Origin of the sequence: Variovorax sp. Varisp36 (genome assembly GCF_047304235.1) — a bacterium.
Taxonomy (GTDB): Bacteria; Pseudomonadota; Gammaproteobacteria; order Burkholderiales; family Burkholderiaceae_C; genus Variovorax.
On sequence record NZ_JBGLYU010000012.1, the window covers coordinates 90,098 to 103,224 of the forward strand.

Sequence of the window (13,127 nt, forward strand, 5' to 3'; positions counted from 1 at the left end):
TGCATACAAGAAATGTAGGCAAGAAGACTTCGGGGGGACAGAGGGTATTCCCGGGCACAAGCCTTCTGCCCACGGGGAATTAAGTCGTGGACCGGGATGCATCTGCGCCTTGGGCGCCACCGTCTGGCACCGTGCTGGGCTACAGCAATCTCTGGATGGCCACGAGGCCCCTCAATCCGCTACAAACGCAGCATGAGCATCCTGTTTCACCGCGGCGTCAGTGCCGCCCTTGGCGCGGCAGCGCTCTTTGGCGCCGGTACACCCTTCGCGAAGCTGTTGCTAGCGCATGCCAGCCCTTGGCTGCTCGCCGGGGTGCTCTATCTGGGCTCGGGTATCGGTCTATTGATCTGGCGGCTTGCGTCGCGTGCCCCGGCCGTGCGGCTCCAGCGTGCCGAAGCGGGCTGGCTTGCCGGCGCCATGATTGCAGGCGGCATGCTGGGGCCGCTGCTGCTCATGACCGGCCTGGCAGGCATGGCGGCCGCCGATGCATCCCTGCTGCTCAACGCCGAAGGGGTGTTGACCGCGCTGATCGCCTGGTTTGCTTTCAAGGAGAACTTCGATCGCCGTATTGCCTGGGGCATGGTCGCCATCGTCGCTGGGGCCATGGTCCTCAGTTGGCCGAGCGAAGCCCGTGCGGGCGCCCTCTGGCCATCGCTGGCGGTGCTCGGCGCCTGCCTTGCCTGGGCCTTGGACAACAACCTGACGCGCAAGGTGTCGGTGACCGACGCCTCGTTCATCGCCATGACCAAAGGACTGGTGGCGGGGGCTACGAACCTCGCGCTCGCAGTGGCCACCGGGGCCAGTTGGCCCTCTGCAGTTGTTCTCGCAAGCGCCGGCGTCCTGGGCCTGCTGAGCTACGGCACGAGTCTGGTCCTGTTCGTGATCGCACTGCGACACCTTGGAACCGCGCGGACCGGCGCGTACTTCTCGGTGGCACCTTTCTTCGGCGCCGTTGTGGCGATCGGGCTGCTGGGCGAACCGTTCACCCTTCAGCTCGCGCTGGCCGGCGTACTGATGGCAATCGGTGTCTGGCTGCATCTGACCGAAAGCCATGGCCACCTCCACATGCATGAGCCACTGGAGCACTCTCACGAGCACGAGCACGATGAGCACCACCAGCACGCCCATGCCGACGGCACACCGGTTGCGGCGAAGCACGCGCACTGGCACCGGCATGAGCCGGTGGTGCACGCTCATACGCACTACCCCGATGTTCATCATCGACACACGCACTGAGACGAGAAACAGGCGCAGGCGGTTCTGTCCCTGCGCAATGCGGTGGCTTGTTACGCGCGCTTGGGCATCACCGTGAAGCGCCTGCCGACGGACTTGACGCTCCACACCTGGAGGGGCAAGTCCACGACCTTGTTTTTTGCCTGCTCTTTGCAGCACTGCGTGATCAACGACTTACGCGTCTTCTGGTCCAGTAGTTCGTTCCTCATGGGCAGCCTTCACGCAGGCGCCTCGCATCCGGCACCTCCAAGCCGCCGTACTTTCAGTTGGCCTTGGTCTTCCGGCCGTTGAGCGGCAGACGCCACAACTCATAGCGCTCCTCGCCGCTCTTGACCGAACCGGCGAAGTGATTGTTCAGTGCGCTCGAAGTGAAGACCAGGTCTCCATCCGGAAGGATCGCGGGCGTATCCGGCCACTGAACGCCGTCGTCGGATGCGATCAGCGACATCGTGCGGCTGCGTGGGTCGTACTTCACGATGCCGTTGCGGGTGACGTCCGTGATGTAGAGCTTGCCCTTGGTGTCGGTCACGATCCCGTCGGTGTTGCCGCCTACTGCGCCGAGATCGCGGATGGCTGAGGCGATCTGTTCATCGCTCGACGCCGCATCGCGCAAGACCGATGTCGGGACCGAGCGCGCGCGCGTTCCCGTCGTCACTGTCCAGTACAGCGTGCGCGCATCGGGCGACAGCGTGATGCCATTGATGCCGAGCAGCAGCGGGTTGCCCGGCCAGACTTCCGCGCCGTGGGAGACGACCTTGACGCCGGGTTCGATCTGCAGGCTCGGGTGCCTGTCGAGCACGCGTCGGGCCTCGCCCGAGGCGAAGTCCACGACGATCAGGCCCACCATGTTGGCGGGTGCGCTGCGCATGCCGCTGTCGGAGATGTAGGCGATGCGGCGGCGCTCGTCCACGGCGATGTCGTTGAGGAAGCTGCCCTTGCGGTCGGCCACGCCGTCCAGCGCGATGCGCTTCACGGTGCGCCCCGACTTCAGGTCAAGCACCAGCACTTTCTGGGCACCTGCGGGAGCCTCGGCCTCACCGGCGACGAAACCCATGTCGAGCGCCCACAGCCAGCCGTTCCTGCGGTCGACATGGAAACCGAGCACGTTGCGCAGGCTGTCCTGCGGCGCAGCAGCCACGGCATTGCCCGAAATCGAAGGAAATGCGGTCAGCCGTGCGGGACCGGTCTCCGCCCGGGTGTCGAGCCTGCTGAGTGTTGCAGGCGCAGACGCCGACACGAGGCGTGGCGTGCTCACGTAGGCGGTGCCTCTTGCATCGAAGTGCAGGCCGGCGATGGGCGCGCTGACCGAGGTGGCGAACGGGGCCGGGTCCTTGCCATCCTTCGAGGGCTCCCAGCTCACGCCGGCGTAGCTGCGCCAGCGCGCGAGCGGAAGGCCGTCCGCCGCGTGGGCGGCTTGCTGGTGATGGAGTAGGGCGGCCAGCGCGAGGGCCGCGAATCGAAATGAATGATGGCGCATGATGAAACCTGATGTGAAAAGAAATGGCCGGGCAAGCCGCTGTCAAGCCACCTGGCGCAGCTGCAGAAGTTCAAAGGCCCCGATCAAAGGACCCGCATTGGCGCGAAACGCGTCCATGTGGCCCCCGCGCATATGGCGCTCCCAGGATGTCCGGTCGAGCCACCGTTCGAAGAACACGACCCTTCCAGGTTGATCGATGGCCTCATGGAGTTCGTAGCTGATGCAGCCCGGCTGCTCGCGTACGACCTGAACCAACTTCGCCTGGGCCTGGACGAGCGCTCTTTCGTGACCTGGCTTGGCTTGAACGAGTGCGACGATGACGAGATCGTTGGGCATGCTGGATTTCCTGTTCAAAGGATCGAGCGGAAGGTTCCGCCTTCGACGCGCACGGCGGCGCCGTTCGACGCCGCGCCCAAGGGGCTCGCAAGCAGTGTCACCATGGCCGCGATCTCGTCGGCTTCGATCATTCGTGCGATCAGGGAACTGGGCCGGTAGGTCTGGAAGAAGTGGGCCTCGATCTCGGCGTCGGTCATGCCGGCCCGCGGCGCCGTCTGCCGCAGGTAATCCACGATGCCTTCCGAGCGGGTGGCGGAAGGCAGCACGCTGTTGACGGTGACGCCGGTGCCCTTTGTCAGTTCGGCCATGCCGCGCGACACCGCGAGCTGTGCCGACTTGCTGACGCCGTAGTGCACCATGTCCGGCGGCGTGAAAGCGCCGACCTCGCTCGACATGAAGATCACCCGGCCCCAGTTCTTCTGGAGCATGCGCGGGAAATAGTGGCGCGACAGGCGCACGCCCGACATCACGTTGACGTCGAGCATCCGGAGCCAGTCTTCGTCGGTGATATCGGCAAAGGGCTTGGCCTCGTAGTAGCCGAGGTTGTTCACGAGGATGTCCGTGTCCGGCTGTGCGCCGATCAATGCAGCCACCCCTTCGGTGGTGCTCTGGTCGGCGACGACGGTCTTCACCTCGCTGCCTGGCGCGGCGCCAATGATTTCGGCGGCTGCCGCATCGAGCTTGTCGCGGCTGCGTCCGGTGATCGTGACCGACACGCCTTCGCGCGCCAGGGAGCGGGCGATGGCCAGTCCGATGCCGGCCGTCGCGCCGGTGACGATGGCGGTCTTGCCCTTGAGTTGCATGTCCATGGTGGGGTTCCTGTTGGCTATTACTTGAGGCGCTTGGGCATTTCGTTGGCCACGCCAACCGCCGAGGCAGGGTTCTGGCCCGTGGCGAGCTCGCGGTCGCAGCGATGACTTGAATGTATTGATTGCATTCGCGGGGATAAACTGGCCTTCGAGGAAAATATTTATTCTTGAAAGGACCAAATGAGTCGCAGATTCGATCACCTCGGTGATGTGGAGGCCTTCGTCACGGTGGTCGAGAAGGGATCGATGACGACGGCCGCGGTTGCGCTGGCCACGACGCCATCAGTGCTCAGCCGGGCGATCACGCGCCTCGAGGCGCGCTTGGGCGTGCAATTGCTGCGGCGAACCACCCGGCGCCTGAGCCTGACCGAGCAGGGGCGGCTGTACCTGGAGCACTCGCGCGCGGCCTTCGCGCTGATCGACGAGGCCGAGCGCACGGTGCAGGGACAGGGCGATGAGTTGAAGGGCAGCGTACGGTTGAGCGCCCCCACCACCTATGCCCATCATCGATTGCCTGCGTTGCTGCAGCACTTCTCGGCACAGCATCCACAGGTGCGCATCGAGTTGAACATCACCAACCGCAACGTAGACCTCGTGGCAGAGGGCTACGACCTGGCCATCCGGATGGGCAGCCTGCCGGACAGCGGACTGGTCGCGCGCAAGCTCGAGGACGCAGCCATGTGCCTGATCGCCGCACCGAGCTATATCGCCCGCGCCGGGGCGCCGGCAGGCATCGGCGACTTGGCGCGGCATAGCTGCCTGGCTTTCGTGATGCCCAGCACCGGGCGGGTGTCGCCGTGGATCCTGCGGGCGGATGGACGCGACGTCGATTGGGTGCCGCAAGGCGGCTTGCAGGTATCAGACGATGTGCTGGGCGTGGTCACGCTCGCTCAAAGCGGCCTTGGCATATGCCAGACCTATGACTTCATCGCGCAGGATCTCATTGCGCAGGGACGAGCCGTCGAGGTCCTGGCACCGGCGCGTGGTCGCTCGCGGCCGTTTTCGGTAATCTATGCACCGCATCGGCGGCTGTCGTCCGCATCGAGGGCGCTGATCGATTCGCTTGTCGCGACCACATGCGAATAGTCACGGTGCCTGGAAGTCCGCGAGTCCGACTCGTCTCGACGCCGAGGCTCTCGCAACGCCAGCTTCCGCAGGCTTGGCTGATCAACGGTTTGCATGTCTTTGGGTCGACCGGTTTGTTCCACGGGCAGTTGGGGGCGTCGCGCTTGCGGAAACCAATGTGAATTTATGTGACTTTTTCACACTATTCACATATAGTCACATTCAAATGACTCCCGAGCCTGATTCCAAAGCCAGTTAGAGATCGGCTGGCGAATGAATGCAGTCTTATGTATCAGTTTTTAAGAAAATCGACGATGGTATCGATGCGTTCCAGTGTGTCCGAGCCTCAGTACGGGGCGGCGAGGGTGCGCGGCTTCACGTTGATCGAACTGATGATCACGGTGGCGATCGTTGCCATCCTTGCGGCCATCGCCTATCCCTCGTACACCAACTACATCGTCCGCTCCAACCGGTCGGCGGCCCAGGGTTACATGCTTGAACTCAGCAGCCTGCAACAGCGCTATCTGCTGGACGCACGGACTTATGCCGCCAATCTCGCAACGCTGAATTCGAGCGTCCCCTCCCACGTGTCGTCCAACTACACGGTCACGACGCCCCTCAAGACCGGAACGACGCTGCCGGGCTTCACGATCACGGCCACGCCGATCGGCAGCCAGCTTGCGCGGGACACCGCCTGCGGGACGCTGACCATCGACGAGGCGGGCACGAAAACCGCGTCGGGCTCCGGCGGAGTGGCGGGATGCTGGTAGGCCGCCGTCCAAAGTTCCCCGCGCGGGGTTTCACGCTGATCGAACTGGTCACCACCATCACGGTCATGGCGATCCTGGCCGGCATTGCGTTGCCTTCCTTCAGCGCATTCATTGCCACCCAGCGCGTACGCAACGTCTCCTTCGACCTGATGGCTGCCATCACACTCGCCCGGAGCCAGGCCGTGTCCCGCAATGCAAACGTGTCCCTGCAGAAGATCGGGACCGCCTGGGACGGCGGCTGGACGGTAAGTGACGGCACCCTGACGTTCCACAACCAGGAGGCCTACAAGAACCTCTCGATCACCGATTCTGCGGGCCTGGGCGCCGTCACCTACGGCAAGGATGGCCGTACCGTGACGACGAGCACGAAATTCACCATCGCACCGTCGCCTGCGTTGAACGGCGTGAGTTCCCGCTGTGTCTCCATCGGCCTGAGCGGTGTGCCGAGCAGCAGCACGGGAGCATGCTAGATGTCGCACCGTACCCACCGTACCATTTCCTGTCGCCTGCTTCAGGTGGCCGCCCCCCAGCAAGGGATCGCGCTGATCGAAGTGCTGGTCTCGCTCGTCATCCTGTTGTTCGGGTTGCTCGGCCTGGTGGGGGTAAGCAGTCGGTCGAGCATGGCGGAAATGGAGTCCTACCAGCGGATCCAGGCCTTGCAGCTCGTGCAGGACATGTCGGATCGCCTCAATGCGAACCGGAAGGTTGCGGCGTGCTATTCGAATGGGGCGACCGGCGTGCAACTGGGCACCGGCACCGGGAACACCGGGGTCGCGAGCTGCGCTGCAGGCAACGCGCAGCAGCAGGCGCGGGCTCGGGCCGATCTCACCGCCTGGGACAACATGCTCAAGGGGCAGTCCGAGATCCAGGCGGGCTCCAAGCTCGGTGCGATGGTCGGTGCGATCGGCTGCGTGACCCTCGACGACCCTGCCAGCAACATCTACATGATCGCCGTGTCATGGCAAGGGCTCGTCAAGACGGCCGCACCGACTCTGGCAGATGGCACCACCGCATTTCCCTGCGGCAGCGGCGCCTACAGCGACGAAAAACTGCACCGGGTCGTCACTACCAAGGTCCGGATCGGAGCATTGTCGTGAGCACGCGAACCATGTCCCGTTGCCGGCAGACCGGCCGCGGCTTCACGCTGGTCGAGTTGATGGTGGCCATCACCCTCGGCCTGTTCCTCCTGATTGGGCTCAGCAGCCTGCTGGTGTCCACCGTGAGTTCGCGCTCCGAGCTCGACAAGTCGTCGCGCCAGATCGACAACGGGCGCTATGCATTGCAGATACTGACTGAAGACCTGCAACTCGCCGGCTTTGTCGGTGCGTCTTCGAGCACGGCTTTCTCCACCGCCACGCCCGCGGCCTGCCCCGCGAGCATTGCCGATCTCGGCTATGCGTCAACGACGAGTCCGGGCACCTCGAGCGTTCCCTTGCCGGTCTACGCGCCGGGCAGCGTGCCGAGTTGCCTGGACCACGTCATGTCCGGCACCGCCATGCTGGTCGTCACGCGCGTCAGTACGAGCGCGGTGAACGTAGCCTCGGCGGCCAGCGGCGAGCGCTATCTGCAGATTTCCACTTGCGCGAACGACTTGCTGCCCTTCGTGGCAGCGGCCGGCTCTTCGGCGGCGAGCTTCACGCTGATGGGCAAGGACTGCCTTGCGACCAAGCTCGCGCCGCTGCGCAAGATCGTGCAGCACGTGTACTTCGTGAGCACCTGCAACGTGTGCGGCACCGATACCACGCCCACGCTGAAGATGGCCGAATACCTCAACGGCGCGATGACCATCACACCGCTGGTGGAAGGCATCGAGAACTTGCAGTTCGACTATGGCGTCGACATGGATGCCAATGGTTCGCCCGACTGCTACATCAGCGACCCGAACAGTCCCCCCGCAGCGGAAGTCGCCGTGGCCGTATGCCCGCAAACGACGCCTGCCTACGACTGGACCGCGGCCACGGCGAACTGGGCCAACGTGATGGCAATCCGCATTCACGTGCTGGCGCGCAACACCGAAGCCAGCGGCGGCTGGACCGACGCCAGAACCTACGACATGGGCCTGGCGACACCGACGGCTGGCCCGTTCAACGACCACATCAAGCGGCACGTGTACAGCACGGTTGCCCGCCTCTACAACAGCTCGGGCCAGAGAGAAGTGCCATGAATCGTTCGAAGAATGCCTGCCCTCGCCAGGGCCAATCGGGGGCAACCTTGCTGGTCTCCATGATCTTCCTGGTGGTGCTGACGCTCATGGTCGTCTCGGCCGTCAAGGTCACCAACGTCAACACGAAGCTGGTCGGCAATATGCAGACCGAGAAGGAGGCCAATGCGGCCGCGATGCAGGAGATTGAAAAAACGATCAGCACTGATTTCACCGCGATGCCGGTGGACAGCACCACCACGGTGGACATCAACAAAAGCGGCCAGACCGGCTCCTCCTACACCGTTGCCGTGGCCGCGCCCGTTTGTACCGGCATCAAGCCCATCAAGCTCAGCGAACTGGATGCCAGCCAGGCCAGCGACCAGCCCTGCTATGTAAGCGGTGCCTCGCAGAACACCGGCATTGCGGGCGGCAGCGGCGGCGGCAATTCGCTGTGCTCGAACTCGAACTGGGACGTCAATGCGACCGCCACGCCGGGGGCCGGCGGCGTGCCGAGCGCCCCGACCCACCAGGGTATTGCGGTGCGCGTCACCGTGGGTGCGGCATGCTGATCAAACGGGAGTCGGACATGAAGAAGCCCTCGAATTTCTGGCAGTTGGGCGCCCTGGCGCTGCTTGCACTGGCAAGCGCGGGAGCACGGGCCGACGACATCGACATCTACCAGGGCACGACCACCGGCGCTGCCCCCAACATGCTGATCATCCTCGACAACTCGGCTGCGGCGAGTGCGAGTTCGAGCTTCACCTGTTCCGAGTTGGCCGTGAACGATCCAGCGAAGAACCTGGGGTTCGAGCAGTGCGGGCTGTACAGCGCCGTCAAGTCCGTCGCCACGGACGCTGCCCTGAACGGCAACATCAGCCTGGGCCTGATGTACTTTCCTACCGGCGGAACCAATGGCGGCACATTCGTCCTGCCCGCGGCATCGCCGGCGCCGAGCTCGCTGCTGTTGATGGACGGCAACGGTACCGACGGCAAGGGTGTCGACCAGATGCTCACGCGGGTCAAGTCACTGAGCCTCAACAGCGACAAGAGCAACAACAACCAGATTGCCCAGACCATGCAGGAAGCCTGGGCCTTCTACCAGGGCAAGAAGGGCCTGTCCGGCGCGGCCTACCGAGGACTGACGAACCAGGCTTGCGCCACGAATTTCGTTCTCTACATCACGCTCGCCACCAACAATCAGAAGCCGCAGGACAGCGGCACCGCGGGTGGATCGGCCTTGCAGACGGCTGCAGCCCTGACTGCGCTTCCCGCCCAGGCGGCGCTGCCGAACTGGAAGTCGCCGATCGCGCCCTACGCCACGGCCACGGGCAAGTACCAGAGCGATTACGCCGACGAGTGGGCGAATTTCATGTACACGGGGACTTCTCCCAACCTGACGACGCCGTATCCGGCCATCACCACCTACACCATCATCCTGAGCGACGGCACCAACCCGGACTACGAGCAGCTCATGGTCAGCATGGCCAACCAGGGTGGCGGCAAGTATTTCCTGGTGAAACTTGGCGACGTCGCAGCACTGGCCGCCGCCATCGGGCAGGTCTTCACCGAAGTGCAGGCCGTCAACAGCGTGTTCGCGGCGCCGGTGCTGCCGGTGAGCGCCAACACGCAGGGCACCTACGTCAACCAGATCTACATGGGCATGTTCCGCCCCGACGGCAGCGACAGTCCTCGCTGGATGGGCAATCTCAAGCAGTACCAGTTCGGCGTGGACACCACAGATCCGACCGCGCCGCAGCTGTTTCTCGCCGATGCTTCGTGGGGCACCTATTCCGCCGGCACCAATGCCAACCGGGCGCTGAGCGCGGCGGGCACCGGGTTCATCTCGCCAACTGCGGTCAGCTTCTGGACCTCCAAGGACATCGGTTCCTTGCCCGACTCCAAGGGTGGCTTCTGGCTCAACGCCTTCAAGGCGCAAGGTGCCAAGGACGGCTACGACTGGGGGGACGGGCAGGTCGTCGAAAAGGGCGGGGTCGGGCAGCAGATCCGGCTCAAGTACCTGAAGGACAGCTACCCGTCGAGCACGGCCGCAACCGCGACCGCGACGACGGCACGCAATGTGTACACCTGCGTCGGCACCGGCTGTACAACCAATACGGCTTTGAGCACGATGCCCTTCAAGGCCAGCAACCAGGATCTGACGTCTACAGCGCTGGGGATCCCGGCTTCCAGTTCGGTGACAGCGGTCAACCTGATCAACTGGGCACGTGGCGACGACACCTACGCGGCGGGTGACACCGTCGCAGGCCGGGAAGCCAGCAGCCCGCCGGACGCCAGCATCACGATCCGTGGCTCGGTTCATGGCGACGTGCTGCACTCGCGGCCAGCAGTGATCAACTACGGTGGAACGACCGGCGTGGTGGTGTTCTACGGCGCCAACGACGGCCTGTTCCGTGCCGTCAATGGCAACCAGCCGAACAATCCCACCGACTCCAGCAAGCCCAAGGGCAGCTGCACGGTGTCGTCGACGTGCGCAATCACCGTGAAGGACGCCACCGGCGCCACGACGAGCGTGCCCCCGGGGGGCGAGCTGTGGAGTTTCGTGCCCTCGGAGTTCTACTCCGGCCTCCAGCGGCTCTACCAGAACAGCCCGGCGCTGAAGCTGGGCAACTCCTCCACCGGCACCCCGAAGACCTATTTCTTCGATGGCGCGCCGGGCGTCTACCAGAACAGCGTCACGGGCAAGGCCTACCTCTTCCTGTCGGCACGCCGTGGGGGGCGGCTGCTTTATGCGCTGGACGTGAGCGATCCGACCAACCCGAAGTTCATGTGGAAGCGCACCAACGCCGACTCGGGCTTCGGAGAACTCGGACAGACCTGGTCGCAGCCGAAGGTGGCGATGATCAAGGGCCGCACGAACCCGGTGCTTATTTTCGGCGCTGGCTACGACCCGAATGAAGACGCGGAACCGCCTGCGCCCGACACCATGGGCCGCGGTATCTTCATCGTCGACGCGGTCACCGGCACCCTGCTCTGGCAGGCCGGGCCGGGCGGCAGCGGCACGACGTGCACCGGCAATCCCTGCAAGCTGGCGGGCATGACTTACGCGATTCCGGCCGACATCACGCTGGTGGACCGCGACTTCGACGGCTACATCGATCGGCTCTATGCCGCCGACACCGGGGGCAACATCTGGCGCGTGGATCTCCAGCCGACCGGCAGCGGCGACCTGAGCACATGGCAGGCTACGCAGTTTGCCGCGCTCGGTGGAACCGGTACGACCAAGCGGAAGTTCTTCTTCCCGCCCGACGTGGTGCTGACGAAGAACTACGACGTGGTGCTGGACATCACCGGCGACCGGGAGCACCCGTTGCTGACCCAGAAGGCCACCAGCATCGTGAACCGCTTCTACATGATCAAGGACTCCAACGTGGGGGGGAATGCGTCCAGCTGGACGCCCGTGCGCGACGACACCAGCAGCACAGCGGACGCGGCGCCCACTGCGTTGTTCCACGCCACCGCTTCCGCTCCTTACGACGGCACGTTGAGCGGGTTCTACGTGACCTTGAGCGGCGCGGGCGAGAAGGGCGTGAATGCGCCGACGACCGTTGGCGGCACCGTTTATTTCGGCACCAACCAGCCCATCGTCCCGAGCACCACCAGTTGCCAAGCCAACCTGGGCTCTGCGCGCAGCTACGGTGTCAATTTTCTGACGGGCAGCACGACTGCCAGACTGCTCGACGGCGGCGGGCTGGCGCCTTCACCGGTATTCGGCATCGTCACGGTCAACGTCGGCGGCACGAATCGGCAGTTGCCGTTCCTGATCGGCGGCGGTGGTGGTTCCGGGGCGGATGGGAAATCGGGTCTCGGAGCGCAAAAACCGGTCATTCCCCTCAAGGCCACGAGAAAAAGAACCTACTGGTTCCGTGAGGTCGATCGTTGAGAGAGAGCGAGCCCCATCCGGCCTGGGGCGACGCTGAGAAAGATCCACGAGGCGGCGCAGCGCGCATCTCGCGCTGCTCGGTTTTGCCGGAATTCTTGTAGAACGCATGCGCGCCGGGCCCGCTGTTCCTCCGCCGCGGGCTCATGCCCGTAAACCCTGATCGTCTATCAGGCACGTGTCCAAGAAATGGACACGCAATTTGTCTGAATGACTTGCATCAGCCAGCCGGCCATTCAGAATTCCCTTGCGGATCAAGGCCTGGGCAGCTGGCACGCCCCGTGCAAAGTACAGCCCATTCCAATCCACCCCGGCCAGTGCGCCCGCCGCGATGCGCGGGCTCGCAAGCGCGCAGGGGAGGGCGGTACACGTTGCGCAGGAAGAAGACCCCATGGACACACCGCAAGCGCGCCGAAATGCGCCGCAAGCCCACGACAGCGTTGCAGCCTGGTTCGAACCGCTGCTGTCCGAAAGACTTTCACAGGCGGGCTTCGGCACGCTGAGGCAGCTGGTGCGGCGCATCAACGACGCGGGCATGACCTGGTGGTATCCGGTGCGAGGCATCGGCGTCAGGCGCGCCGAACGCGTCGTGCAGTGGCTGCATGAACAGCAGGAAAGCACAGGCATGGAAGTGAGCCTGCCGGCGCACGGGCGCCGCCATGCGCCTTGACTGACGGCTCGCTCGGCGCCCCCGACCCATCCGGATAATGGCGCCCTTCGTATCAGCAGCAAGGCAAGGATGAGCGCCGCGGATTTCCTTTTCTCCCCCGAAGTGCAGAAACTCCTCACGGTGCTGTACGCGGCCCCCGATCAACAGTTCCCGACGAGCGAGCTTGCACGTCGCTCGAAACTGGCCGAGGCCGAAACGGCCCTCACCGTGGACCATCTCGTTCGCAGCGGCATCGCGAAGCGGCAGGCGGCGAAGGCAGACCAGGCCGAGACGGTCCAGGTCGATCGCTCCTTCGTCTTCCACGACGAACTCCGGAGCATCGCGCTGAGATCGTTCGCCGCGGCAGAGCCGATCCGCTCCATGCTGCGGTCCAGGTTCAAGGACTCGGTCGTGCGCGCGTTCGTGCTGGGAGAAGACGCACAGGGCACCGTGGAACTGCTCGTCGTGCACGGCCAACTGGTCCCGGACGAAGCCGCGATGGCAGCGGCTTGCCAGAAGCTGTCGAAAACAATGGGCCGGCACCTCAAGGTGCACGTCATCCCGCTCGGGAGGTTCAACGACATGTCACCGCGCGATCCGTTGTCTTCCAGGATCTCGGCAGCCACCGTGCATGAGATCGTCGCGCTGGGGGACACCAAGGCAGCGCTGCCCGTCGAACGAGGCGGCCTCTTGCAGGCGGCCAGAAAGAAGTTGGCGACGCTGGCCAGGCCGTCTGCCTGACGACCC

Annotated in this window: 13 protein-coding genes; 10 read left to right on the forward strand and 3 right to left on the reverse strand. The window is 64.5% G+C overall.

Translation table 11 applies throughout. The features are described from left to right. Positions 1-192 precede the first annotated feature (192 nt). Positions 193-1,236, forward strand: a complete 1,044-nt coding sequence (locus ACCD11_RS10095) for a DMT family transporter (RefSeq protein ID WP_413313744.1) — start codon at positions 193-195, stop codon at positions 1,234-1,236. A 259-nt stretch (positions 1,237-1,495) separates the two neighbouring features. Here the strand turns inward: ACCD11_RS10095 and ACCD11_RS10100 are convergent, their stop codons facing one another. The 3 genes from ACCD11_RS10100 to ACCD11_RS10110 are packed head-to-tail and all read right to left on the reverse strand — an operon-like array spanning position 1,496 to position 3,855. Next, the gene (locus ACCD11_RS10100; RefSeq protein ID WP_413313745.1) at positions 1,496-2,710 is read right to left on the reverse strand and encodes an L-dopachrome tautomerase-related protein; all 1,215 of its coding nucleotides are present in this window, start codon (positions 2,708-2,710) and stop codon (positions 1,496-1,498) included. A gap of 42 nt (positions 2,711-2,752) precedes the next feature. Continuing rightward, a complete protein-coding gene (locus ACCD11_RS10105; RefSeq protein WP_413313746.1) occupies positions 2,753-3,046 on the reverse strand; it encodes a putative quinol monooxygenase in 294 nt (97 codons plus the stop codon). Positions 3,047-3,060: 14 nt separating this feature from the next. Continuing rightward, positions 3,061-3,855, reverse strand: a complete 795-nt coding sequence (locus ACCD11_RS10110; protein WP_413313747.1) for an SDR family NAD(P)-dependent oxidoreductase — start codon at positions 3,853-3,855, stop codon at positions 3,061-3,063. A gap of 180 nt (positions 3,856-4,035) precedes the next feature. On the opposite strand from ACCD11_RS10110, the gene ACCD11_RS10115 reads away from it, so the two are divergent. From ACCD11_RS10115 to ACCD11_RS10155, 9 genes are all read left to right on the forward strand, one after another. Continuing rightward, positions 4,036-4,941 (forward strand): LysR family transcriptional regulator, encoded by a 906-nt coding sequence (locus ACCD11_RS10115; RefSeq protein WP_007839034.1) that lies wholly within the window; start codon positions 4,036-4,038, stop codon positions 4,939-4,941. A 302-nt stretch (positions 4,942-5,243) separates the two neighbouring features. Beyond that, positions 5,244-5,690, forward strand: coding sequence for a type IV pilin protein (locus ACCD11_RS10120; protein ID WP_413313771.1), 447 nt, complete (start codon positions 5,244-5,246; stop codon positions 5,688-5,690). Further along, positions 5,681-6,160, forward strand: a complete 480-nt coding sequence (locus ACCD11_RS10125; protein ID WP_413313749.1) for a GspH/FimT family pseudopilin — start codon at positions 5,681-5,683, stop codon at positions 6,158-6,160. Before ACCD11_RS10120 ends, ACCD11_RS10125 begins: the two co-directional genes overlap by 10 nt. After that, entirely contained in the window at positions 6,161-6,787 is a 627-nt protein-coding gene (pilV, locus tag ACCD11_RS10130; protein WP_413313750.1) for a type IV pilus modification protein PilV, read from the forward strand. Beyond that, complete coding sequence (locus ACCD11_RS10135; protein ID WP_413313751.1) at positions 6,784-7,854, forward strand: PilW family protein; 1,071 nt, start codon at positions 6,784-6,786, stop codon at positions 7,852-7,854. Before pilV ends, ACCD11_RS10135 begins: the two co-directional genes overlap by 4 nt. Beyond that, the gene (locus ACCD11_RS10140; RefSeq protein ID WP_413313752.1) at positions 7,851-8,402 is read left to right on the forward strand and encodes a pilus assembly protein; all 552 of its coding nucleotides are present in this window, start codon (positions 7,851-7,853) and stop codon (positions 8,400-8,402) included. The genes ACCD11_RS10135 and ACCD11_RS10140 overlap by 4 nt, the downstream gene beginning before the upstream one ends. Before the next feature lie 17 nt (positions 8,403-8,419). Beyond that, the gene (locus ACCD11_RS10145; protein WP_413313753.1) at positions 8,420-11,734 is read left to right on the forward strand and encodes a pilus assembly protein; all 3,315 of its coding nucleotides are present in this window, start codon (positions 8,420-8,422) and stop codon (positions 11,732-11,734) included. A gap of 388 nt (positions 11,735-12,122) precedes the next feature. After that, positions 12,123-12,401 (forward strand): phage integrase family protein, encoded by a 279-nt coding sequence (locus ACCD11_RS10150; protein WP_007839035.1) that lies wholly within the window; start codon positions 12,123-12,125, stop codon positions 12,399-12,401. 69 nt (positions 12,402-12,470) lie between these two features. Beyond that, positions 12,471-13,121 carry a hypothetical protein gene (locus tag ACCD11_RS10155; RefSeq protein ID WP_007839036.1) on the forward strand — a complete coding sequence of 217 codons (651 nt, stop codon included), beginning with the start codon at positions 12,471-12,473 and terminating at the stop codon, positions 13,119-13,121. Positions 13,122-13,127: the final 6 nt, after the last annotated feature.